This is a genomic window from Terrisporobacter othiniensis (assembly GCF_000808015.1).
GTDB classification, from domain to species: domain Bacteria; phylum Bacillota; class Clostridia; order Peptostreptococcales; family Peptostreptococcaceae; genus Terrisporobacter; species Terrisporobacter muris.
Genome location: NZ_JWHR01000018.1, coordinates 1 through 25,350 on the forward strand (window position 1 = coordinate 1; position 25,350 = coordinate 25,350).

Consider the following 25,350-nt stretch of genomic DNA (forward strand, 5'->3'; position numbering starts at 1 on the left):
GAAGTTGTAAAATTACTAGAAAAGTATAATTATACACTAGTATCTAATTTTGATAAATGGTCTGACTTAGAGAAAGGATTAGGAAAATATTTGGGAAACGTTACATTAGAAAATATAGAAAAATTTTTTAATGATTATGAAAATTTAAGATCAGATTTAGAGCATTATTTATCTAAAGAAGGAAAAAATTTAATGCATAGTTATGACGATGGAGTAAATATAAATGAATTAAAAAATAGTCTAATTAAGTTTTATGATTTTTTAACCCCAAAAGACAAAAATGATATATTAAGAAAAAGCAATATTAATTCATTGAATTATGAAAATATTTTTTCTCCTATCATACATATACATGGGAAATTAGATGAAGAAATGATTATAGGAGTAGATAATAAAACGCAAATTTTTAATAACGATATAAGGGATAATGAAGAAATAACATATTTAATAAAACCTTTATGCAATGAAGAATTAAGAAATGAAAAAATACATTATGCAAGAATATGATTAATAATAGCCATATAATATGCTTATTTGGTGTTTCATTAGGAGAAACAGATAGTCAATGGTGGGAAATAATAGATAATTGGTTAATTGATGTAAATAATGAAAATCGAAGATTAATAATTTTTACTTATAAACCAGACTGGAAAAAAAGTAATCCAAGGGAAAGGTTAGAAGTTCAAAACAAATTGAGGAATAATATGAAAAAATATTTACAAGAAGGTAAGAAGAAAGATCAGTCAATACAAGCACAATTAGATAATAAAATAATGGTTGCATTGAACACAGAGATGTTTAAATTAAATCAAATGAATGTTAAATTAAACGAAGTTTCAGTGACAAGTGAATAATTAGCAAGTCAAGTGACTATGTACATTGATAAGTACCTCAAGGGGTTCAGTTCTTAATGTTTTTTATCAATAACTTGTTAAAACTGAAAGGAGAAGAAAAATACAAATAGATACAGATAAGATGGCGCAACAGTACATAGATGCCATCAATGATAAAATCAAGAATCTGAAAAAACTCAATATAATTGTTGTAGGAAAAGCACGTTGATTAACAGTTTGTTTAGAGAAAATTTTGCTGAAACTGGATTAGGCAGGCCTGTGACATCAGAAATTAGAAAGCAAGAAAAAAAGGATTATCCTCTTGCAATTTATGATACGCCTGGATTTGAACTTTCAAATGAACAGCAAAACAACGTTAAGGAAGAAAATCTTGAAATTGTGAAGGTTGTTCCTGTTCTTGAATAAGATATGGATTTTGATGAAGAGTACATAGCAAGGGCATATGGACTTGACCAATTAATTGATGTTATGGCATAAGTATTGCCAGGTGAATTACAGGATACTTTGCAAAATGTTCAGAAAGTGAGTTTAGAGTCAAAAAAAGAGCAACCTATATTTTATTAAAGGTGTAAATAAATTTGTCAAATCTATACAAATAATAAGGGGGAGATGTAAAAATGAGTGATTACAATTTATATCCAAATGAAGCTATACTTCTTAAATCACAAGACGTATTTCAAGGAATGCGTAAAGGTGATCTTGTGCTTACAAATCTTGCAATCCTTTGGGCAGAAAAGACTCTTTTTGGAAAAATTAAAAATGTTAACCGTATACCATTTAATCAGGTGAAAATGTATAATGAAAACCCACAGGTACGTTTAGGTAAAGCTGGGAATGGAATATCTCAATTGGAAATATACCTTGTTAATGGACAGGAGAATTTTTCATTTAATAATACATTGTTGGGAAAAAGAGAGATTAATAAATGGATAAATGAAATTACGAAAGCAATAACTGGGCATGCACCTGAGAAATCATTTACAGCAATTCCTGGAACAGAATTTGTGGCTGATACTTTAAAGGGAACTGTAGGTGCATTTAAAGATTCACTTGGGTTGAAAAAAACAGTTTCAACAAAGTGCATGGCATGTAAAGCGCCAATAACAGGAAAGAAAGGCGAGGCAGTTCGATGCAAGTATTGTGATACACAACAAACTTTATAATTTTGGAGGAAAAAACATATGGGAATTATCAAAGCTTTTACAGATTCAGTTAGCACTACCTTAGCTGACCAATGGATTGATGTATTCACAGCGGCATCATTTGATGAGTTGACGGTTGTTTCTCCTGGTGTGAAAAAAACATCAAATAATGGCAGAGGGAGTAATTACAAGGGTTCTGAAGGTGTAATAACTAATGGTTCTAAAATATTTGTACCTGAAAATACAGCTGCTTTTATTTTTAGTCAAGATTCAATAGAAAATATTATAACTATCTCAGGAGCATATGAATATCAGGAAGGTGAAGATAGCATATTTAATGGGGACAGATTTGAAAATTCTGTTTTTGAGCAGGTTAAAGAACGTATAAAATTGGGAGGAATGACTTCCGCACAGAAACAAATTGCATTTGTTAATCTTCGAGAAATAAGAAATATAAAATTTGGAACAAGAGGACCTCAGGTCTATAACGATTTATATTATGGAGTTGATTTGGAAATATATGCGTATGGATCTTTTACTATTAAAGTAGTAAATGCTGAAAAATTTGTTAGAGAATTTTTACCACCAAATGTCAACTTCTACTCATTCGGTTGTGCTCAGGTTAGAGAACAGATAGTAGCAGAATTCCTGCAGTCCTTTGCTGTAGCACTAAATAAATTATCGGATAAATGTAGAATTTCAAAGATACATTCTCATGAAAATGAACTTTCTCAAGCAATTATAGATGATTCATTCAATGCTGGTACATGGGGAGAAAGATTTGGTTTTGAAATAGTCAAGGTTGCTATAGAAAATATAGAATTTTCAGATGAATCAAGACGTGTGGTTAATAAGTTTGCAGAACAGAAGTTGAGCATTAGCGCATATGAAGAAACTTCACAAAGAGCATCTAATATAGCTGCACAGCAAAAAATTGCTGAAGGTATACAGAAAAAGGGCTTAGGTGATGGAGGAGGAATGTTGTTTGGAATGAACATGGGTCAGAATATTTCAAATAATCTAGGTTCAAATGCAGAAGTTAAAACCACATCATTGGATGAACAGATAGAGACAATGAAGAAGTTAAAGGACCTTCTTGATTTAGGAATTTTAACCCAAGAAGAGTTTGACGCAAAAAAGAAGGAGATCATGGGTCTTTAATATTAGACTTTTCAAATATGGTGTTTCGAAGTAATTTTGAAGCACCTATTTTAGATTACCTTTATTTTGAATAGATAGAACTACTAGAAACAATGATTTCGGAATTGTAAGCCCTCCAGGGGTGAAGTTATTCACAGCTTATGTCAAAAACTTGCTATTAGTAATAAATAATTTAATAGAATATTTGAAGAGAGATTTACATAGTAGAGCGTGAGGAGAAAACTGGCAAGGGATATGAAGATTTTACTTTTCATCCACGAAGAAAAAATGATATGGATTTTATTGTAGAATTGAAAAAATAAAAATGTAGATGTGTCAATAAATCAAGAATACTTAACAGACATATTTACATCCAACAAAGATGCTTAAATCGAGGGGGAAAATATATGGAAGATAAAAAAATAAATAGAGCTTTCAATGAGATGTATATAGTAGCTCAAAAACGCCTAGAGAATAGGTCGCCTATAGATATTGCTAAAAAAGCTGGGGTAGTATTTTGTGAAGATACATCTACTTTAAAAATAAAGAGTTTAGATAAGACTATTGAACTTATATATCCATCATATGAGCCGAAGCAAAAACTAGAAGACTGGTATATTTTAATTTTACTACATTATCTAGATATAGCAGATGGAACACCTATATCTTATAAAGCAGTTCATTTTGGAGAGCTAAAAGATGGGCTTATAAGGGGAGTTAGATTTGATAAAACTGTGGAGGGAGAACTAGGTCGTTTCTTATTTAATAAAGAGTCAGAACAAGTAATAAATGTATGTAAATCATTAGGTGCAGAAATTATTGAATCTAAATTTGATTTATGTGCTGTATTTCATCTTTTTCCAAACTATCTAGTAACTTTAAATATATGGTTTGCAGACGAGGAGTTTGAAGCTAGTGGAAAAATGTTAGTTGATAAGAGTGCAGATCATTATCTTACAATGGAAGATTCGGTTATGGTTGGTGAATTTATGCTAAGGTGCATTTCAGAAAGGTACAATCAGTTGTATGATACTTTATAAAATGAAAGTTGGCATAACATGCCAACTTTTTCTACTTTATAAAGTTAGCAACTCAAAGAATATAATTGAAGTTCTTTAGCATCTGTGACAGGAAATATTACTCAAATAGTTATAGGGCTAATTATAGGTGTTCCTGTAGCTAAGGCTGTTAAAAAATATATTAGATAAAGTTAGATTGCTTTTCATTTTTACTAATATTACCAGTGTTATAATATGCTAATATTATTATAGGGGGTGTTTAATATGAAAAAAATAAAAAAGTTAAGTGTTTTATTACTATCAATAAGTATGATAGTTGGAAGTGTTTTTGTAGGAAACATTAATAGTTCATATGCTGCTACATCATATAAGAAACAGTTAACAATTGGAAAGTCATACAAATATGATTTAGACGGGGACGGAGATAAGGACAGTATAAAAGTTTATAGCACAGGTCATAAATTATTATTAAAAGTAAATAGCACAACTAAAACATTGGACTCAAATTACTATCCTGATTATGGTTACTATGATGTAAAAATTTACGACTTTAATAAAAAGGACAAAAGTTCAGAAATTGTTTTTTATTGGTCTGGAGATAGTGAGTGGGGAACAAAGATACTTAAATTTAAAAATAATAAATGTATGGTAAATAAGCACTATAAAGATGCAATGTTAAAAAGCTATGATCCTAGTACAGGAATGATAACTTTTGAGGAATATGATCAAGGCAGATATAGTAGTTTTGCAAAGGCAATGGGATTTTTTTGTATTTATGACAAAGTTCAAATAAAAGGATACAATGTTTATAATCAATACACTGCTAATACAAGTGGTAGTACTAGAAAAAATAAATATGTAGCGGCTAAAAAACTAACTGCATATACAAGTACAAGTGGGAAAAAGAAAGCATTTACTATAAATAAGGGTAGTAAGGCTTATGTTTATGCACTATATCAGAAGGGAAGTAGCAAGTATATAAGAGTAAAAAATAGTTCTGGTAAATATGGATATGTTAAAGTTGGGTCATCTATGCTATTTACTGAAAAGTCATGCTTGTGGTGGAGATAAAGAAATACACAGAATATATTCAAATATAATTACAAATATGTAAAAGAGAAGTAATGTATTAATCTAGAAAATGATTTTTAATGGAGCCTTAAATGGCTCCTTAAATAAGGGGGAAGCAATATGAGTAACACATCAAAAGGTCCAGCTACTAAAGGAAGTAAGTTTTGGATGCAATATGTTGTTAAGAATTTGCAAAGTGAATTAAACTCCAAGATTGGTTGTGATTTAACATGGATTTCGCCACTTGAAGGTAATAACAAAGAATACCTAGAGTATGAACTAAAACAAGATGACATCTGTAAAATACTTAATATATCAGCTGAAGAAAAGAAAGAAATATTTTCATTTTGGCCAAACAGGCAACCACAGTGGGATGGCATAGCAATAACAAAAGATAATAACACATTATACTTGGTAGAAGCGAAAGCCCATCTGTCGGAGTTAAAAAGTAAAATCGGTGCAAAAAATCCAAATAGTAAGGACTTAATTTTAAAAACTATGAAAGAAGTATTTGAAAGTAACTATCCAAAAGGTTCATTTCAAATGTGGACAGATGAATATTATCAACTTGCCAATCGACTAACATTTTTACATAAGCTTAATGATAAATTAAAAATAAAAAATATAAATGTAAAACTAGTATTGCTAAATTTTGTAGGAGATTATACATATAGGCCTACAAGCGAAGAAAAATGGAATATGCATTACAAAGAAGTATTTACAAATATGATAGGTATGGAAATACCTAAAAAAGATGTTATAGTTGTTAACTTTCCTGTAAGTTAATTCTAAAACTTTATATGGAGGTAGTAAAATGACATTTCAAATTTTACATAATGACATTACAAAGATGAACACAGATGCCATAGTAAATGCTGCAAACTCTAAACTCCTAATGGGTGGAGGCGTTTGCGGGGCAATCTTTAGAGCAGCAGGTGAGGAAGAGTTACAAAAAGAGTGTGAACAAATAAAACAATGTCCAGTAGGTCACGCCGTTATTACAAAGGGATATAATCTTAAAGCCAAATATATTATTCATACTGTAGGGCCCATATATAAAGATGGAAATTCAAATGAAGCCAAGTTTCTTAGAAGTGCCTATGAAACATCACTGAAGCTGGCAAAGGATTATAATTTAAAATCCATAGCATTTCCTTTAATATCTTCTGGTATTTATGGCTATCCAAAAAAAGAAGCATTAAATATAGCTGTTTCAACTATTAAAGAGTTTTTAGCTGACAATGATATGGATATTTATCTTGTGGTATTTGATAGAAAAGCTGTGCATTTAAGTGAAGAATTATATGAGAAAATTGAGCATTACATTAATGATTTTTATGAAGATGAAAATTATAGATTAAGAGATATATATTCATTAGAAATAGAAGAAATTTATCATGATGATTGCAATTTTCAGGAACCAATATATGAAACAAAAGATTTTAATAAGAGATCCTTAGAACGTATTTTAGATAACATTGATGAAAGTTTTTCACAAATGTTATTAAGACTTATTGATGAAAAAGGAAAAACCGATGTAGAAGTTTATAAAAAAGCTAATATGGATAGAAAATTATTTTCCAAAATAAGAAGTAATAAGGATTATAATCCTAAAAAATCAACAGCCCTATCCTTGGCCATAGGTTTAGAACTATCTTTGGATGAAACAAAGGATTTATTAGCGAAAGCAGGGTATACTCTATCTCCAAGTCACAAGTTTGATTTAATAGTAGAGTATTTTATAAAAAACAAAAACTATGACATATTCATAATAAATGAAGCTTTGTTCTCCTTTGAACAGCCTTTATTGGCAACTTAAAAATATATGTCGCTTTTAAAGCGACCAAGTATCTCCTTAAAAAAAGTATTCTTTATTTAAAGATAAAACTTAGTTATAAATTTTAGGGAGGTATTTTTTATGAAAAATAATTTAACAGAGGTTGTATTCATATTAGATAGAAGTGGGTCAATGTCGGGCTTAGAAGGTGACACTATAGGTGGATTTAACTCAATGCTTAAAAAACAAAGAGAAGAAGAGGGTGACGCAAATGTTACTACGGTTTTGTTTGATGATGAAATAGAAATGCTACACAAAAGAGTTAATATAAAAGAAATTAAAAACATTACAAGTAAGGATTATTATGTAAGAGGGTGTACAGCTCTTTTAGATGCCATAGGTTATTCTATTAATTTTATGATAAATGTGCAGAAAAATAAAAAAGAAGAAAAAGCTAAAAATGTTTTGTTTATTATAACTACTGATGGATATGAAAATGCCAGCAAAGAGTATACCTATGAAAAGATTAAAAAGATGATTACTTATGAAAAAGAAAGATATAATTGGCAATTCTTATTTTTAGGAGCAAATATAGATGCAATTTCAACAGCTAGAAATTTTGGTATATCAGAAGAATTTGCCTCTAATTATGTAAGTGATGAAGTTGGCACACAGATTACTTATGAAGTTATGAACTCTGCCATTTCAAACTGTAGAGTAGATGGAGTAGTAGATGAAAGTTGGAAGAGTAGGGTGGAAGAAGATTATGAAATGAGGAAAGAGTAAATCTTGTTTTTTATAATCATCTTAATTATGAATTTATGAATATATAAGTAGAAGTAAACAATTAATTATAAACAAATAAGTATTTAAACTAATTAAAAATATAGGAGGATAATGAAAATGAAAAAACTGATAATGATTGGTCTTTGCATGGTCATGCTCACAACGATATGTACTGGGTGTAGCTCTACTTCCACAAGCTCTGGCAATGGAGGTAAGACCCAGCAAAATAAAATACCTGACTTGAGAGGGGAATGGAAACAAAAAAATAGCAAATCTAATGACTCTTATCAAGCGGCAACAATAAGTGATGAGACTATTACAATCTATTGGATAAGTGATAACGGTGATACAAAATCACTTTATTGGGCTGGTTCTTTTGAAGCTCCAAAAACTGCTGATGAACCTTATTCATGGACTTCTAAAAATGACCATAGTAAAACTGAAACTGCTTTGTTAGCTTCCAGTGATGATACAAAAACTATTACCTACGAAAATGGGGTATTAAGCTATGAGGCTTCAGCTATGGGCACGACTACAAAGATTATACTGGAAAAGCAAAAATAGCAAATCCAATGAATTAACATGTCTTAGATATAGTTCAGGACAATTTTCACCTAAAAGTTATATTTATGCCTTAATAGCTGGAGGTAATGAAAAGAAAGGTAAATTTATCGAAGAATACTGGTACAAAATTCCATTCAATTGACTATTGACTAGATTGAGGACTATAATAAATGGTAGTATATTACAAAATATCTAACATAGTACTTATGCGCAGAATTTATTATTATAAGAATTTCACTTAAGTTATACAAAAACATATAACTACTGATTAAATGAAATAAAATATGATTATTTTATGAAAGAAGGTATAAGAAATGAATAATAAATTAAACGAAATAGTTGAAAAAAACAGTAAAGAATTAATCAAAGCCCTACAAGACATGGTTAAAATTAAAAGTGTAAGAGATACACCCAAAAAAGGAATGCCATTTGGTGAGGGAGTATGTAAAGCCCTTAATAAACAACTTGAGATTGCTGAAAAACTAGGGTTTAAAGTAACTAACGTAGACAATTACTATGGATATGCAGAATATGGTGAAGGAGAAGAATACGTTTGTGCTCTTGGTCATTTAGATGTAGTTCCAGAGGGAGATGGATGGCAATACGGCCCTTATTCTGGCCAGATAGTTGATGATAAATTATGGGGAAGAGGTACTATTGATGATAAAGGACCTATAAATGCAGCCTTGTTTGCATTAGCAGCACTTAAAGAATCTGGGTTTAAGCCTTCTAAGAAAATTAGAATTATATTTGGATGTGATGAAGAAACAGGTTGTGAAGATATGGAGTATTATAATGAAAGAGAAAAAGCACCTATTTACGGATTTACACCAGATGCTGATTTTCCAGCAATTTATGGTGAAAAAGGAATTCTTCGTTTTGAACTAACTACTCCATTTGATTTGACAGGTGGATCAAACATTAAGAGTATAGCTGGTGGAATTGTGGTAAATGCTGTTCCTGATAAAGCTGAAGCTGTTATCATTGGAAAAACGTGTCCAGATGCAGAAAACATTACATGCAAAGAAAATGCTGATGGAAGCGTAACTGTATCAGCTAAGGGCAGTCCCGCTCATGGAAGTATACCACATACAGGTAAAAATGCTATTGGAATTTTAATTAAATATTTAGTAGATAACAATCTTGTTGAAGGTAAAGAAGGAGAAAAACTTTCATTTATACGTAAGTATTTATGTGATGGAACTTTTGGAGCTGAACTTGGTATAGATATGGAAGATGAAACAGGATCATTAACAATGAATATGGGTATTGTAGATGTTGTAGATGGAAAACTTCGTCTACATATGGACCTAAGATATCCATGTACAAAGACTGATAAAGGAATATTGGAAACTTTCTTGGCTAAGTTACAAGGATTTGATGTGGAGAATGTGGAAAATACAAAACCTCTTTATGTTAGTAAGGAAAGTAAACTTATAAAAACTATAACAGATGTATATAGTGAATTTTACGATGGAGACAGTACTGCTACTGCAATTGGTGGAGGAACTTATGCAAAACACCTTCATAATATAGTAGCATTTGGTCCATGTATTCCAGGAGAGGAAGTTGTGGAACATACTAATCATGAATATATAAAAATAGATCATCTGATAACATTGGCTAAAATATATGCCAATGCACTTGAGTTACTTTCAAAGTAATGTATTTGAGATAATATAGTTAATAATAAAAAGGGAGCTATGATATAGCTCTCTTTTTATTATTAAAAGAGTTATTTAATCAAATTTTCTTATAAATCTATATCCATAGCCTCGTCATTTTCAAGTGCATGCTTATATATAGCTTCTGCAGCGCTAAACTACTACTAATTTTATTAAACACTATAATGATATTATAATATTTTTTCAAATGAAAAAAGAAAATTAAAAAATATTAATAAAATTGTTGAAAAATACCTAAAAATAATGGATTATAAATTAAAGCAAAAAGATAATTATTAAAACAGGGGGAAGAAATACATTATGAAAAAATATTACGTAGACAAAGAATATTCATTAGAAGCAGTACCACAAGATAAAAGAAAAAGTTTTCTACCCATGCTAGTTGTTATGTTAGGTTTTTCCTTCTTTTCAGTAAGTATGTTAGCAGGAGGAAGTTTAAGGGGAAATCTTACTATCAAAAATTTCTTAGATGCAGTATTTTATGGAAATTTATTATTATGTATTTATACAGGACTTTTAGCTTATATGGCAGGGGATACAGGACTTTCTACTCATCTACTTGCCAAATATTCCTTTGGAGAAAAAGGATCCCAGTTAGTATCTTTTTTAATTTCCATAACACAAATAGGATGGTTTGGAATGGGAATTGCACTTTTTTCAATACCAGCTTCTTATTTCATAGGAATAGATACTTGGATTTTAGTTTTGATTTCAGGTGTATTAATTACAATCACAGCTTATTTTGGTATGAAATTATTGATAATTTTAAGTGTGATAGCAGTACCTACAATAGGCATATTGGGCGGATTTTCTACAGTGAAGGCTATAGAAGATATAGGAGGACTAATAAATTTACTCTATATTAAACCTTCGGGAATAATAACTATAAGTACTGCTTTATCAATTGTTATAGGCTCTTTTATAAGTGCAGGAATTTTCACACCAGATTTTGCACGATTTGCAAAAAATAAAAAGGTAGCAGTTAGGTCTACAGTTACTGCATTTTTTATTGGAAATTCTATAATGTTTTTATTTGGTGCATTGGGAGTTATGACAGTAGGAAGTGCAGATATATCAGTAGTTATGTTTGCACAAGGTTTGATAATACCAGGAATTATTGTACTTGCACTGAACATATGGACAACAAATGGTAATGCTCTGTATGGGATAAGCCTTGGATTTACAAATATAACTAAGGCACCAAAGAGAAAAATGGTTATTGTAAATGGACTGATTGGAACTTTCATTTCCATATTTGTATATAGAAACTTGGTTAATTGGCTAAACTTGCTAAGTACACTTATACCACCTATAGGAGCTGTTATGTTGGCAGATTATTTTATAATTAACAAAAGAAAATATGTGGATTTTAAAGATGCAAAGTTTGAATATATAAATGTAAATGCTATATTAGCATGGCTTGCTGGAACTATTGGAGCTTATATTATACCTGGTATAATACACCTTAACTCTGTAGGTGTGGCAGTTATTACATATGTAATTTTGACAAAGTTGAATAAAAACAAAGATATTGAAAGTGTAGAAATGGCAAAGAAAATAGCGGCTTAATTGAAGAGAATTTCTATGAATTGTTTGAGATTCGTAATAGAAAACAATAAATTGAACTTAGTAAATAAGAAACCTTTGAAATATAAGATATTTATAGCAGGCAACTTGCTTTTTTCTTCTTATTTATTATTAAGTGGTTTATATCATTGTTAAATGCTTGTATTTTGACAAATACTTCTGCTGTTTTCATATATTATAGCAAGTCTATTTATTTCAAATCTTATATTTGCAACAGAAAATTGGAGTGGCTAAAAAAGACTGATAATATAATTGTGGAGTTTAGATAGATTTAATAGGTATAGTCTTATCTTTATATTTTCATTAATATAAAGATAAGACTATTTGTTTTAGAGAGATGCTGTCAACGTATATAAAATATACAGTTTTTAGCTCATATTTACCTCCTGAAATGTAGAATTTGACGGCATTTGTCTAGCTCTTATACAAAGGAATTTTTAAGACTAAGTAGAATTATGAATTATAAGTAGAATTTAGGGTGATAAGCAGAATTAAATAAATTAAAGCTGTAATAAAGGTAACAAAGGAGGAAAAATGAGCAGGGAGATAATGTTTTATGGTGAAAAAGGAATTTTAAATTCAATAATACTAGATATTCAAGGTGATATAGCTAAACAAAAGCAATTTCTTAGATCAATAATCTTGGCAGATAAAAGTAAACTTAATTGGGTAGATAACGTATATACAGTTAAATATTTTATGGGACCATATTTGGATCAATTTGGAAGCCCAGATATGATTATGGAAGCTATAACAATAAATGATGATAAATATGTATTATTTGTTAATGCAAAATTGACACCATATCATGAGAGTGCCCTGAGCATGGAACAAATAGAGAATAAAAATAATGATTACCTACCTAGAACCTATAGAAATAATTGCAAAAAAATTAATGTTCAATTATCTTTATTATACAGATTTGTAGAAGCTTATAAAAATAACCCATTAGATGTTAAAGATATAAGTAGTATAATAATTGAAGAAAGTACAGTATCATCAAGCTACAATGACGATATGGAAAGAAAATTAGAGGATTGGACAATTATGGACTATTGGAATCGAAATTTTGAAGATGCAAAAGATTACTACTTCGTTGCACTTACTAACGATTTGAAGGATATAATAGATGAGAAAAATTTGAATAGCAAATTATTTCCTTATAATAATAGTTGTATGATGCCTCCTATTGGTAATGAAAAATGGGAGCTGAATAAAGGAAAATTTGGAATAACAACTTATGATACTCTTGTACATAAAAATGTCATATCTAAAGATAACGGCTATTATAAAGACACAAGTGATCTAATGCTACTTAGCCCTCCAACTATTGCAGACTATAAGAAAAGAAGATCTCCAGAAGTTTTAGTGAATATTGATACTGATAAATGGAAGGAAAATCAAGCGGAATTATATAATATAATGAATGATATGAAAGATCTTGATACGGAGTTCAAATTATTTATTAAAAGCTTTATAGACTCAGTAGAATATAATCATTAAATTTATGTTATGGATGAATTTAGTATGTTGATGATAAATATTTAAAATAAGGATTATTAGGGGTGTATCAAAAATGATACACCCCTTGAATTTTATCTAAAAATAGGAAGTTAAATAATAACAAGAACTTTAACTTTGTATACTATGAACTTTAATTTATCAAGACTACCTATTCAACTATAGATTTTACTAATATACACAGATTATTTATTAATATAATTAATTGGACATATATATTTACCTTAGATATACTAAATTGACAGACAAAATGCTAAATATTTACATATTTAGACAAATCTGTAAATATTGATTTGAATAGAGGGAGGATTACAAAATGAAAAAAAGAATTTTAAAATTATTATTTCTAAGTATTGCAATGTTAGGATTATTAGTAGGATGTAGCCCTAAGGAAGAATCTACAGAAAGTAGTAATAATGAGGTAGAAAAGGTTATTAAAGTAGGGTGTGAAGCAACAACTCCTGGATGGATTCAATCAGGGGATGATGGAAAGTTAGCAGGTTATGATTATGATGTATGGATGGAAATAGGAAAAAGAACAGGTTATAAAATAGAATATAAAGTTATGGAATGGGATGGAATGTGGGCAATGCTACAAGATGGAAGATTAGATTCTGTTGGCGAGCAAATATCAATTTCACCTGAGAGAGAAGAAAAATATAACTTCTCAGAGCCATATGCATATAATCGTTATTGTTTATTAGCTGCTAAAGATAATAAAGAGTTAAATAGTATGGATGATTTAAAAAGTGGAATGTCAATATCGTGTGAGACAAATACAAGTGATGAATCTATAGTTGATGCAATAGACAAAGAATATGGAGTTGAATTAAAAAGAACTTATTATGATGGTATGTCAGTACAAGATGTGGCACTTGGAAGATGTGATTTATGGCCACGTGCTGAAACTTCTTGTAATTTAACTGTAAAAGAAGTAGATAATTTAAAAATTCTTGGTAAAACAAATATTTTAGAAACAAATGCATATCCTTTTGCAAAAAATGATAGAGGTGAAGAACTTAATAAAGTTGTTTCAAAAGCAATTAAAGAGATGAAGGAAGATGGTACACTAAAAGAGCTATCTGAAAAATGGTTCTCAATGGATATATCAGAAAAACCTACAAACTAGTATTAATTTTAGGAGACATATATAGATGGATATCAATTTTTCAATATCAGTAATAAAGGCAATTACAGAAGCTTTGCCAATAACTTTATCATTAACGCTATTATCATTTATTGCGGCTTTAATACTTGCTATTATTATAGCTATGATAGATTATTTTAGAGTTCCTGTATTGAGACCCATATGTAATTTATATGTGTCATTTTTTAGAGGGACTCCCTTAATACCGCAATTATTTTTGCTTTATTTTGGAATACCATCATTTATTCCCTCATTACGTGAGATTCCAGCATTTACAATATGTGTTATAGGTCTTACACTTAATGCAGCGGCTTATATGAAGGAAGTTATAAGAGGATCATTGTTATCAGTTCCAATAGGACAAAAAGAAGCAGCAATTGCTCATGGAATGACACCGATACAATCTATGTTTAGAATAATATTGCCTCAAGCAGCAAGGGTTGCTTTACCATCTCTATTTAATAACTTAGTGGATATAGTAAAAGGAACATCGGTAGCTTTTACCATAGGAGTTATAGAAATTACAGCGACAGCAAATTTAAGAGCATCAGTAACATTTAATTATTTTGAGTCTTATATGATATTAATGCTTGTATATTGGATTATTATTCTTATATTAGAACGTTTAGAGAGTTTATTAGAAAAAAAATTATCTATAGGATATAGATAGAAGAAAGAGCAAATGTAGCAGGGAGAAAAATATGATAAGAGTTAAAAATATACATAAAAGTTTTGAAGGAGTAGAAGTTTTAAAAGGAATCGATTTGGAAGTTTCTAAAGGAGAAGTTATAGCTATTATAGGTTCCTCTGGTACTGGAAAATCAACTTTTTTAAGATGCTTAAATTTCTTAGATAAACCTGACAAAGGAATAATTAATATAGGTAATTTATCAATAGATGCTGAAAATTGTACAAAAAAAGAAATTCATGAGTTGAGAAAACACTCTGCTATGATTTTTCAAAATTACAATCTTTATAATAATAAAACAGTGTTGCAAAATGTTACAGAATCATTAACTACTGTAAAAAAAATGAATAAAAATGAGGCGAAAAAGTTAGCAATATATTATTTAGAAAAAGTAGGTATGGCAGATAGATTAAATCAATACCCAGCAACTTTGTCAGGAGGCCAGCAACAAAGGGTGGCTATAGCAAGATCCATGGCGACTCAACCAGATTTGTTATTACTAGATGAACCAACATCAGCATTAGATCCTGAATGGGTTTATGAAGTTTTAGAAGTAATAAAAAAACTTGCAAAAGAACATTTTACAATGATAATTGTTACACATGAAATTCAATTTGCAAAAGAGGTTGCAGATAGAGTTATATTTATGGATAAAGGTATCATTGTAGAAGAAGGAATTGCTAAGGAGATTTTAAATAATCCTAAATTAGATAGAACAAAAGAATTTTTAAAACTTAAGGTAATATAGGAGTGAATATGAAATTTAACATATTAGAAACTAAAGAATATTTTCCACTAGTACCCATGTATATTGAGGCAGGTTTAGAAGTTAATATAGAAGATCCTGAGCCAGAAGGCATTATATCATGTTTAAAAATGATGTCCGATGATAATATGATTGGCTGTGCAACACTAACAGAAGTTAACGGAGAACATATAATTAGATGTGTAGCCATAAAAAAAGAATATCAAGGTAAAGGATTAGGTAGTATTTTAGTAAATAAAGTAATAGAAAAAGCTAAAGAGAGAAAAGCCAAAAGGGTATTACTAACAGCTAAGGTGCCAGAATTTTATAAAAAATTAGGATTTGAAATAATTTCTAGGAAAGAAGCACCTTTTGAATCAGATTGTATAAATTGTCATCGATTCCATAATGGATGTGAATCAGAAGTAATGAAACTTGATTTAAATTATTAGGAGATAATATGGAAAAAGTAATTTATAAAGAAAGAAAAAATACTAATTGTGAGAAATGGGATGGATTAAAGAAAAAATTTGGACAAGATGATTTATTACCTCTTTGGGTAGCCGATATGGATTTTCAAGCAGCTAAATGTATTCAAGATGCTTTAAAGGAATATGTAAATCAAGGGACTTATGGGTATTATAATGTACCTGATTCTTATTTAGATACATTTATAAATTGGCAAAAAAATAACCATAATGTTAAGCTAGATAAGAAGTGGATTCGTTATGCCCCAAGTGTAGTTACATCAATAAATTGGATTATACAAATCTTATCCAAGATAAATGATAGTATTTTAGTTTTAACGCCAGTATATTATCCATTTTTTAATGCTATAGAAAATAACAATAGAAAGCTAGTTAAAAGTGAATTGATTTATAATAATGGAAAGTATAAAATAGACTATATTGATTTTGAAAATAAGATAAAAAATAATAATGTAAAACTATTCATATTGTGCTCACCACACAATCCTGTAGGACGAGTGTGGAAAAAAGAAGAATTAAAACAAGTTTTAAAAATATGCAAAGAGTATGAAGTTAAAGTAATTGCTGATGAAATACACCAAGATATAATAATAGGAGAAAATAAGCAACACTCCATAATTAAATTTGACGATTATAATGATATGATAGTTACTTTAACATCAGGAACTAAAACATTTAATTTAGCATCTCTTCAAAATTCTTTTGTTATTATACCTGACGATAAAATAAGACAATGCTTTGACGAATATGTAAAGAAAATGGATATAGTAGAAGGAAATGCATTTGCATATGAACAAGCATATGCAAACGGAAGATTATGGCTGAATGAAGTGTTAAAAATAATAACTTCAAATTATAAATTATTAAAGTCAGAATTAAGTGAGAGACTTCCAAAATCAATAGTATCTCCTTTGGAGGGGACATATTTAGCATGGATTAATTTAGATCATTATCTAAATGATGAAAATTACATTGATTTTATTCAAGGAAAATGTAAGCTGGCAGTAGATTATGGTAGTTGGTTTGGTGGAGATAAATATAATAAATTTATAAGAATTAATTTAGCTACAAGTAAAGAAAATATAATAAAAGCTGTAGAGCAACTTGAATATTTAAAAAGTGAGTAATTATAAGAAAGAGCTATTTCTAAATGATTTTTGAATCAGGAGAGGAATAGCTCTTTTTGAAAAACTAAATAATAATATAATCTTTAAAGTATTAAAAGAATGAATTATATAAATTTATTAGTAAAATATTGGTATAGAATTAAGGATTTAATTGGAGGGGAATAAGTGAAAATATTTAAAAATAAAAAGTTAAACCTTTGTTATATTGTATTAATACTAATGTTAATACTCATGGGAAATAGCAATAATTAATTGTAGCAATGAAACTCAAGAGTTTAGTATAAAAATAAAGTCTCCTTCTTTAATAAAAAATCATATAAACAAGGATTATGTTGCTTTGAAAAAGAAGGTGGAAATTTATCCTAAGGAAGGGCAAAATGTATATATAAATGAAGATTTTGACTTTGATTTTAAAGATAATAATGCAGGTTATAGCATTCAGGCTTTTGAGTATGTTTTATTTGACGATGATGAAAATGTTGTTTTTAAGGGAACTGTAGATGATTATTTTGTAGATGAGATGTACTTGGACTATTAGATTTTAGGTGGATGATGAAAGTTAGTGAAGTAGATAGTTTGATAAATAGAAGTCCTTTCCCTTTAACGAGTGGAAGGACTTCTATTTTTAGTGTTTATTTTATATATGGTTAAACTTGAATTTTGTTTATTATAATATATAATCTCTCACATAACCATAAGGTTCATAGTTATCAAACATGGCAATATCAGAATCAAACTTCACATAAATAGGTGTATTAAGAAGATAATCATATTCATCAAGTAAAGCTCTATCCCCATAAAAAACAGCATTAAGAGCTAATTTCATATGATATTTAAAAGCTGCATATTTCATAGAAGCATCTAAAAAATTACCATCCCCAACATATGCATAAAAAATTAAAATAAAAGAGTTATAACCATATCTTTTCCACTTTCCAAGAAGTTCATCTCTAAGATTTTCATCTATGGCAGAATAATTGTATTCCTCTCCTATATCTAAAAATAACATTCCAGTTTCATCTGAGTGAGTTAATGTGTATTTTCTCTCTTCTACGGGTCCAGTTTCAGTCATGGGTTCATAGAAGGTAGTCTCAAGCATGTTTGAATCAAAGTTCATAAGATAACCTACTTTCAAAAGTTTGTGTTAATTTATAATATAGGAAGAGGGTAGGATTTGTTACTATGGAGAGATAAAGGGTTTGAAATCCTATATAATATAACTATAAAGATAAAAACTAAATAAAAAATTTATAAAGATGGGAATATTTTACCAAATACAATCAAATTAGGGGGAATCATGGAATATAATATAATAGGTCAAACAGTTTTACATAAAGCATTTGGAAAAGGCGAAATTTGTGATTTTACAAACAACATAATAAAAATATCCTTCCAAACAGGAGAAAAAGATTTTGTTTTTCCTGATGCATTTGAATTATATCTAAAAGCAGCAGATGAAAACTTTCATAAATATGTAAAAACTTTAATAAAAGAGAAAAAGATACAAGAAGAAAATGAAAAAGCAGAAAAACAACGTATAGAAAGAGAAAATGCTTTAATTAATTCTAAAACTAATAAAAAATCAGTAAGAAAAAAGAAAAAGGAGATTCCACGTGAAAATATAGCATTTAAATGCAACTTTTGTGATGGAGGAAAATCAGACGAACAAGTTGGATATACTAGTGTCTGTAGTGATGATGTAATTTACAACAACATAGTAATAGAAAATAAAACTTGGTGTAAATCTCCAGAATGCCCTTGTTTTCAGTATCATAATAATGAGATAACTAGAAAAGAATTAGACTCATATTGCAATGATGGAGGTTTTGTATGTTATGAAAGTCAGATGCTAAGAGAGTGGAGGGCTTATGCTGGTATTGTACAAAGAGGGGAGAGAAAAGGTGAGCCTATGAAATTAAATAAAGTACAACGAAACAGTTTATGTGTACTAACTACACGAAATCCACAAATGGTCGAAAGTGAGCGATACATATTTGCAGTATTTTTAGTAGATGAAACATATAGTGGAGATAAAAGTGAAGAAGGATATGTTGGGACTAGATCCAAGTATAAAATTAAACTTTCACCTGAAGAAGGTAAAAGTATGTTATTTTGGAAGTATCATAAAAATAGTAATAGTCCTAAAAAAACTGCATGGAGCTCTGGGCTTCATAGATATTTTGAAGATGAAATGGCAGCACAAATTCTAATAGATATTGTAAATATAAAAAAAGGTACAAAAGATGAAGTTTTAGCTACTGAGTTTTTGAGATATTTTTGTAAAATAAATGAAATTGATATTAATAAAGTGAAAAATCCTAGTGGTGCTTTAACATTATAAATTTTTAGATAATAGGATAAGAGGATTTTGAGAACAATAAGCGAATTATATATATGAAATATAATCCACTGAAAATATAAACACACAAAAAAATAAGACCATGAAGGTACTGTAATAGCAACTGAAGCTATAAGGACTTTCATGGTCTTTTCCCCTTTAAGGATAATTTAAGCTTGCTATGTTTAAATATACTTAAAGAATTATATTTACAGAACAAGAATACAATTTGAGGAGGAACAAGAATGAAACAGGAACTAATCCCCGCATACAAAGATATGGAAGAACAGATTAAAAGAATAGCTAAAAATAAGCAAAAGAAATCTGAACCAATATGTATAAGTGGAAAGCCAATGTATCTACCTCTGAAAGGACATAAGATAGAAGTTACTTATTATAAAGCCAAGAAAAGAAATGCACCAATTATATTTGGTACTTATGGCGGTGAATTTATTATGGATGATTATTCATATGATAATTTATTTTGGGAGATGATTTCTCATGAATTTGAATGCAATGTAGTTTCTATATCATATAAAAATTTTAGAAAAAGTAAGTTTCCATGTGCCATAAATAATGTATATGACGTGATTTGTTACTTTATGGATAACGCATCACAGCTTGATTTTGACAAGAATAAAGTAATAATATTTGGAAGCGGTATAGGTGCAAATTTTGCCACATCAGCAGCTTTGTTAGATAGAACAAATAATACTAATTACATAAAAACACAAATATTGAACTATCCATATTTAGATTTGAGTACAAACTTAAATAAACAAGTATGTGATAAGTTTATATCTCCAGATAAATATGTCAATGACGTAGCTGAATTAAAAAATCCATTTGTATCACCTATTTTCGCATCGAAAGAAGCTTTGCAAGGGATGCCCAAGACTATTATGATTTGTGGAGAAGAAGATTCTTTGCGCTTGGAGTATGAGAAGTATGCTAAAATGCTACGAAATAGTGGAACAGAGGTATATTATCAAAATTATAGTGAAATGGAGTATGGCTTTGTAGAACTTTATTTCTTGCTAAAATATATGCCGCTTAAATCTCAAACTTTGTCTAATAAGATGAAAGAACATTTTATTAGTGGACAATTATATCAATCTGTTATGTCAGCAATTGAGTTTATTAAAAAACATTGCTTCTAGCTGAACTTTCATAATAGAACCTTTACAAATACCAAGGGTGTATCAATTTAATTTTGATACACCCTTGAATTTTAATAATTTAAACCAAGTTGTGAGTCAGGTGTTGAATTTGCTTTAAAAGGTATAGTTTCAATTTGGTTTTGTAGTGGTTTCATTCTATCTTCTTCGTCCCAGCTAAACCAAATAGTTCTAGTCTCACCCGTAGAACCTAAATGAGATAATTCTGGGATTTTCAATAATATCTCTTCTTTTGGCTTAATAATAAAATTATTAAAATGATGGGATGAATCAGTTTTGTTTATATAAAAACTGTATGTCACATCCAATTCTTTGTCTGTATTATTAGTAACTCTAAGTACGGGATAGCCATATTCATTTGTTAATGTTTCATTATTTTCTAGTTTAATATGATTTGAGGTGAAGTCAAAAGTTTCACCAAATGAGTTATTTGAAAGTATAATTACAAAAAAGAATAAGCTAAGTAGTAAAAATTTCACTTTTTTCAATTGAAAAACCTCCTTTAGGATATAGTATTTACTATTAAATAAAAGAAATTCAAAATCATATAAAAAAATGGAATTTTCAAACTTATTAATTAAAGAAGAAAATTAAAAGGTAAAAGTAAGTAAAAAATAGTAAAAATAAGTAAATATTATTGTAAATATTATTGATGGTATGTTACTATGAAAGAAACATCAACGTTTAACATAAATAGGGAGGAAATAAAATTAATAATGAAAACGAAAGAAAAATGTCCTTTGAACATATTCAAGCTATTTATGATATAGTAAAAAAGTTAAAGAAATGGTGTATGATTACAAAAATATACGAGAAATAGTACAAGAAGATGATTTCTTCAGATTGGAAAATACTTCATCCAATGATTGTCATCTGTTTGAGTATACAAAAGAAGACCAAGCTTTATTATTTGTATTCTTACCTCAAATAAAAATTGGACATAGACCAGTTAGAGTTAAACTTAGAAACTTTGATGAAAAAGCAATCTATGAATATAAGCTAAATGATGAAGTAATAAGTAAGGAGCTTATTTAATGAATCATGGAACAAATCTACATTTAAGAGGAGACTATGCAAGCGAGATAATATGTTTTTAGAGGAGGTAAAAGAGTGGCAACACTAAAAGAAATTGCCAACAGTGTTGGTGTATCTGTGGGGACTGTATCTAGAGTTTTAAATCACGATAGTAGCATAAGTGTGTCTGATGAAACTAAAATAAAAATATTTGATACAGCAGAAGAATTACAATACAAAACTTTAAAACAAAGAAAAAATATAAATAATGTTAATATAAATAAACTAAGAGTGGGTATCGTTGAGATGTATAATCACAGCGAGCAATTACAAGATCCATATTACTTACTTTTAAGGAGTGTGGTAGATAAAGAGTGTTTTGATAATGAAATAGAAGTTGTTAATATATATAAATCAGAAAATGGATATAAGTTTATTGGTAATGAAGAATTAAATGGAGTTATAGCCATAGGAAAGTTTAGTAAAAAAGAAGTAAAAATGTTAAGTGAAATAAGTGATAATATTGTCTATTTAGACTCTTCACCAGATGAACAAAAGTTTGATTCAGTAAATGTAAACTTTAAACTAGGAACAAATAAAGCTTTAGACTACTTATTAGAACTTGGTCACAGGGAGATAGGATACATAGGAAGTTATAAAACTCTAGACGACTTTAAAGAAAAAACCATGGATAATAGACTTAAAAATTATACAGAGTATATGAAAAGTAAGGATTTATATAAAGAAGAAAATGTTCTAGATACAAAGGAAATGACTACAATAGCTGGATACGAAGCAATAAAAGATTTTATAAATAGTTCTAAAAAAATGCCAACAGCTTTCTTTGTAGGTACAGACACAATTGCAACAGGTGTGTTAAAAGCTTTGTATGAAAATAATATTAAAGTACCAGAGGATGTCAGTATAATAGGATTTAATGACTTAATAGCATCTCAATATACCATACCACCTCTTACTACGGTTAGAGTTCATATTGAACACTTGGCCAGTGCATCAGTAGATCTTATATTAGAGAAAATTAATAAAAGTAGATCTTACTGCAAAAAGGTTATAATACCAAGTGAACTTGTAATAAGACAAAGTACTATGGAATTAAAAAATAACAATTAAATAATAGAATACTAAAAAGATTACAATCTTAAGATTGTAATCTTTTTTTGATTAAATTTCTTAGAAAAAAACAAGTAAAAAGACTGGTGAAAATGGTTAGAAAACTTTTTAGTGAAAATATTGAATAAAAAATATAGTAAAAGTTTACTGGAAATGTTATAAAAGGATATGAATTACTTACACTTTATGTAGAAATAACCTTCATATGGTTTAGCGGAAATAGGTGGATTAATGTTATTAATATTTGGTTTTATAGCACCTACAAACCCAGTACTTATAGCGGCTGCTGGTATAAGGTTCGGGAATGTTACTTGGAGCTAAAACAGTTATGCTTGTAGATGTTGTTGACTACGGACTATACAAACCTTATTAGATATGTAAAAGTTAGGTTTTTATCTATATTAAATAGATAGAATAAAAATCTAGTAAAAAAAAGTAAAAAAATATAAAACTTTTACTAAAACTATTTACAAAGAAAACCATATTTAATATTATAAAGTTAGGATGAACATTATAGGAGGAGTAATATGTACTTAGGAGTAGATTATTTGATAGAATAATAGAAAAAGTTAAAGAAAAAATCTAAAAGTTATATTTGGAATACCAACATCAACAATGTCAGTTTTTAATGTACTTCAGATATAGAGGAGCAACTAAGGGAGCAGAACCATTCTTTGAAAACAATGTGAATATAGATGTAATACAATCATATGCATCTTTTGATGAGTACCAAGTACTATTACTTCCAGTAATGATAGTTTATAAGAAGGAGGTTCAAGAAAAAATAAGAGAATTCGTTAAGGCAGGAAAAACTGTATTACTAAGATTTATAAATAGTGTAAAAGATTACTACAACAATTTAACTTTAAATGAGTTTAACCCAATCAACTTTACAGACTTTGTGGGAGCTTATGTGGGATGTGGTGCAGACGACAACATAGTGAATAAGTTAGAGTATAAAATCCTAGTAGAAAACAATATAAAAACTATAAAATCATAAAAGGATGTAGAAATAGTTAAAAATTCTGTTAGTGGAAAAATAAAATACTTTGTAATGAATCATACAGACAAAACTCAAGAATTAAAAAATACAATAGTAAAGCCTTACGAAGTTTTAATAGTTTAAAATATATTAAAATTATTGTGGTTGAAAAAATATAAATGTAGGGAGAGACAAAATGAAAGCAAATATGATAAAAATGTTTAATGAAATTTATGGGGAAAATGAAAACCTAAGAGTATTTTTTTCGCCAGGAAGAGTTAACTTAATCGGTGAGCATACAGATTATAACGGTGGGAATGTGTTTCCATGTGCTTTAAGTTTTGGAACTTATGGAGCTATAGCCCTAAGAGATGATAAAACAGTAAGAATGTATTCTGATAACTTTAAAGATTTAGGGATAATAACTTTTAATATAGATGAATTAGTAAATGATGAAAAGCACGATTGGGCAAATTACCCAAAAGGTGTTATAGATATAATGAGAAAGCATGGATACAATGTGGAAAGTGGATTTGATATGGTTGTATTTGGAAATATACCAAATGGAGCAGGATTATCTTCATCAGCATCTATAGAGTTATTAATGGCTGTAATAGCAAACGATTTATTTAACTTCAATTTAGACAGAGTAGAATTAGTAAAATACTGTCAAGAAGCAGAAAATAAATTTATAGGAGTTAACTGTGGTATAATGGACCAATTTGCCATAGGAATGGGTAAAGAAAATAGTGCAATCTTACTAGACTGTAATACTCTAAACTATTCATACAGCCCTGTTGATTTAAAAGAAGAAGTTATAATAATAGCTAATACAAACAAAAGAAGGGGACTAGCTGACTCTAAATACAATGAAAGAAGAAGTGAATGCGAAAAAGCTTTAGAAGAACTTCAAACAAAATTAAACATAAAATCTTTAGGTGAACTTACAGAAGAAGAATTTGAAAATAATAAAGATTTAATAAAAGATGAAATAAGAGTAAAAAGAGCAAGACACGCAGTTTATGAAAATCAAAGAACTTTAAAAGCTGTGAAAGCTTTAGAAAATAATGATATACAAACTTTTGGAAAGCTTATGAACGAGTCTCATACTTCTCTTAGAGATGATTACGAAGTAACAGGAAAAGAATTAGATACCCTTGTGGAGCTTGCATGGAAACATGAAGGTACTATAGGAGCTAGAATGACTGGTGCTGGATTTGGGGGATGCACAGTATCCATTGTAAAAAGAAGTCTTGGAGAAGATTTTATAAACACTGTATCTAAAGGATACAAAGAAATAATAGGATATGATGCAGATTTTTATGTGGCAAATATAGGAAATGGAACTAGAGAAATATAGTTTATT

The 25,350-nt window shown here is 29.0% G+C and carries 30 protein-coding genes; 28 read left to right on the plus strand and 2 right to left on the minus strand.

Translation table 11 applies throughout. The annotated features are described in order from the left end of the window. The 21 genes from QX51_RS01360 to QX51_RS01455 form a co-directional block, all read left to right on the plus strand. Positions 1–507 (plus strand): AbiH family protein (locus tag QX51_RS01360; protein ID WP_039678111.1); only part of this gene is annotated, 507 nt, incomplete at its 5' end. Then, a complete protein-coding gene (locus QX51_RS01365) occupies positions 504–854 on the plus strand; it encodes a hypothetical protein (RefSeq protein WP_039678112.1) in 351 nt (116 codons plus the stop codon). The genes QX51_RS01360 and QX51_RS01365, both read left to right, overlap by 4 nt. Positions 855–1,058: 204 nt before the next feature. Continuing rightward, complete coding sequence (locus tag QX51_RS21045) at positions 1,059–1,259, plus strand: P-loop NTPase family protein (protein ID WP_052232806.1); 201 nt, start codon at positions 1,059–1,061, stop codon at positions 1,257–1,259. Between the two features lie 212 nt (positions 1,260–1,471). After that, positions 1,472–2,017: a hypothetical protein gene (locus QX51_RS20960; protein WP_207641676.1), complete on the plus strand. Its 546-nt coding sequence runs from the start codon at positions 1,472–1,474 to the stop codon at positions 2,015–2,017. Positions 2,018–2,035: 18 nt separating this feature from the next. Next, positions 2,036–3,157: an SPFH domain-containing protein gene (locus tag QX51_RS01380; protein WP_039678113.1), complete on the plus strand. Its 1,122-nt coding sequence runs from the start codon at positions 2,036–2,038 to the stop codon at positions 3,155–3,157. Positions 3,158–3,357: 200 nt separating this feature from the next. Further along, a complete protein-coding gene (locus tag QX51_RS21730) occupies positions 3,358–3,459 on the plus strand; it encodes a hypothetical protein (protein ID WP_408645544.1) in 102 nt (33 codons plus the stop codon). A gap of 84 nt (positions 3,460–3,543) precedes the next feature. Continuing rightward, complete coding sequence (locus QX51_RS01385) at positions 3,544–4,176, plus strand: DUF3786 domain-containing protein (RefSeq protein ID WP_039678115.1); 633 nt, start codon at positions 3,544–3,546, stop codon at positions 4,174–4,176. A 243-nt stretch (positions 4,177–4,419) separates the two neighbouring features. Then, positions 4,420–5,226 (plus strand): hypothetical protein, encoded by an 807-nt coding sequence (locus tag QX51_RS01390; RefSeq protein WP_039678116.1) that lies wholly within the window; start codon positions 4,420–4,422, stop codon positions 5,224–5,226. A 120-nt stretch (positions 5,227–5,346) separates the two neighbouring features. Next, entirely contained in the window at positions 5,347–6,012 is a 666-nt protein-coding gene (locus QX51_RS01395; RefSeq protein ID WP_052232807.1) for a hypothetical protein, read from the plus strand. 28 nt (positions 6,013–6,040) lie between these two features. After that, the gene (locus QX51_RS01400; protein ID WP_039678117.1) at positions 6,041–7,045 is read left to right on the plus strand and encodes a macro domain-containing protein; all 1,005 of its coding nucleotides are present in this window, start codon (positions 6,041–6,043) and stop codon (positions 7,043–7,045) included. A 99-nt stretch (positions 7,046–7,144) separates the two neighbouring features. Continuing rightward, positions 7,145–7,789, plus strand: coding sequence for a vWA domain-containing protein (locus tag QX51_RS01405; protein ID WP_039678118.1), 645 nt, complete (start codon positions 7,145–7,147; stop codon positions 7,787–7,789). Positions 7,790–8,029: 240 nt separating this feature from the next. Then, positions 8,030–8,353 carry a hypothetical protein gene (locus QX51_RS01410; protein ID WP_242842670.1) on the plus strand — a complete coding sequence of 108 codons (324 nt, stop codon included), beginning with the start codon at positions 8,030–8,032 and terminating at the stop codon, positions 8,351–8,353. A gap of 314 nt (positions 8,354–8,667) precedes the next feature. Then, positions 8,668–10,017 carry a dipeptidase PepV gene (gene pepV / locus QX51_RS01415; RefSeq protein WP_039678120.1) on the plus strand — a complete coding sequence of 450 codons (1,350 nt, stop codon included), beginning with the start codon at positions 8,668–8,670 and terminating at the stop codon, positions 10,015–10,017. A 321-nt stretch (positions 10,018–10,338) separates the two neighbouring features. Further along, entirely contained in the window at positions 10,339–11,607 is a 1,269-nt protein-coding gene (gene codB / locus QX51_RS01420; protein ID WP_277613719.1) for a cytosine permease, read from the plus strand. A gap of 552 nt (positions 11,608–12,159) precedes the next feature. Next, on the plus strand, positions 12,160–13,128 hold the full coding sequence (locus QX51_RS01425; protein ID WP_039678123.1) for a hypothetical protein: 969 nt from the start codon (positions 12,160–12,162) through the stop codon (positions 13,126–13,128). 334 nt (positions 13,129–13,462) lie between these two features. Further along, on the plus strand, positions 13,463–14,275 hold the full coding sequence (locus QX51_RS01430) for a transporter substrate-binding domain-containing protein (RefSeq protein ID WP_039678124.1): 813 nt from the start codon (positions 13,463–13,465) through the stop codon (positions 14,273–14,275). A gap of 25 nt (positions 14,276–14,300) precedes the next feature. Next, positions 14,301–14,963, plus strand: coding sequence for an amino acid ABC transporter permease (locus QX51_RS01435; RefSeq protein WP_039678125.1), 663 nt, complete (start codon positions 14,301–14,303; stop codon positions 14,961–14,963). Between the two features lie 31 nt (positions 14,964–14,994). Further along, positions 14,995–15,729, plus strand: coding sequence for an amino acid ABC transporter ATP-binding protein (locus QX51_RS01440; protein ID WP_039678127.1), 735 nt, complete (start codon positions 14,995–14,997; stop codon positions 15,727–15,729). Positions 15,730–15,737: 8 nt separating this feature from the next. Next, positions 15,738–16,178 carry a GNAT family N-acetyltransferase gene (locus tag QX51_RS01445; RefSeq protein ID WP_039678128.1) on the plus strand — a complete coding sequence of 147 codons (441 nt, stop codon included), beginning with the start codon at positions 15,738–15,740 and terminating at the stop codon, positions 16,176–16,178. Positions 16,179–16,186: 8 nt separating this feature from the next. Next, positions 16,187–17,341 carry a MalY/PatB family protein gene (locus tag QX51_RS01450; RefSeq protein ID WP_039678129.1) on the plus strand — a complete coding sequence of 385 codons (1,155 nt, stop codon included), beginning with the start codon at positions 16,187–16,189 and terminating at the stop codon, positions 17,339–17,341. A 337-nt stretch (positions 17,342–17,678) separates the two neighbouring features. After that, positions 17,679–17,879 carry a hypothetical protein gene (locus tag QX51_RS01455; RefSeq protein WP_052232809.1) on the plus strand — a complete coding sequence of 67 codons (201 nt, stop codon included), beginning with the start codon at positions 17,679–17,681 and terminating at the stop codon, positions 17,877–17,879. Positions 17,880–18,008: 129 nt separating this feature from the next. Here QX51_RS01455 and QX51_RS01460 read toward each other — a convergent pair whose 3' ends face one another. Continuing rightward, complete coding sequence (locus QX51_RS01460; RefSeq protein WP_039678130.1) at positions 18,009–18,458, minus strand: staygreen family protein; 450 nt, start codon at positions 18,456–18,458, stop codon at positions 18,009–18,011. 180 nt (positions 18,459–18,638) lie between these two features. Here QX51_RS01460 and QX51_RS19250 point away from each other — a divergent pair, with 180 nt between their 5' ends. Further along, positions 18,639–19,682, plus strand: a complete 1,044-nt coding sequence (locus QX51_RS19250; protein WP_052232810.1) for a hypothetical protein — start codon at positions 18,639–18,641, stop codon at positions 19,680–19,682. A gap of 242 nt (positions 19,683–19,924) precedes the next feature. Next, the gene (locus QX51_RS01470) at positions 19,925–20,839 is read left to right on the plus strand and encodes an alpha/beta hydrolase fold domain-containing protein (RefSeq protein ID WP_039678131.1); all 915 of its coding nucleotides are present in this window, start codon (positions 19,925–19,927) and stop codon (positions 20,837–20,839) included. Positions 20,840–20,910: 71 nt separating this feature from the next. Here QX51_RS01470 and QX51_RS01475 read toward each other — a convergent pair whose 3' ends face one another. After that, positions 20,911–21,345 (minus strand): hypothetical protein, encoded by a 435-nt coding sequence (locus QX51_RS01475; protein ID WP_039678133.1) that lies wholly within the window; start codon positions 21,343–21,345, stop codon positions 20,911–20,913. Between the two features lie 298 nt (positions 21,346–21,643). Between QX51_RS01475 and QX51_RS01480 the strand changes: the two genes are divergently transcribed. From QX51_RS01480 to QX51_RS01495, 5 genes are all read left to right on the plus strand, one after another. Beyond that, positions 21,644–21,892 carry a hypothetical protein gene (locus QX51_RS01480; RefSeq protein WP_039678134.1) on the plus strand — a complete coding sequence of 83 codons (249 nt, stop codon included), beginning with the start codon at positions 21,644–21,646 and terminating at the stop codon, positions 21,890–21,892. 75 nt (positions 21,893–21,967) lie between these two features. Continuing rightward, positions 21,968–23,002, plus strand: coding sequence for a LacI family DNA-binding transcriptional regulator (locus QX51_RS01485; RefSeq protein ID WP_039678135.1), 1,035 nt, complete (start codon positions 21,968–21,970; stop codon positions 23,000–23,002). A gap of 595 nt (positions 23,003–23,597) precedes the next feature. Beyond that, a complete protein-coding gene (locus QX51_RS01490; protein WP_152607190.1) occupies positions 23,598–24,002 on the plus strand; it encodes a beta-galactosidase trimerization domain-containing protein in 405 nt (134 codons plus the stop codon). A 12-nt stretch (positions 24,003–24,014) separates the two neighbouring features. Next, the gene (locus QX51_RS21735) at positions 24,015–24,128 is read left to right on the plus strand and encodes a hypothetical protein (RefSeq protein WP_408645545.1); all 114 of its coding nucleotides are present in this window, start codon (positions 24,015–24,017) and stop codon (positions 24,126–24,128) included. Positions 24,129–24,180: 52 nt separating this feature from the next. After that, positions 24,181–25,344, plus strand: a complete 1,164-nt coding sequence (locus tag QX51_RS01495) for a galactokinase (RefSeq protein ID WP_039678137.1) — start codon at positions 24,181–24,183, stop codon at positions 25,342–25,344. Positions 25,345–25,350 lie beyond the last annotated feature (6 nt).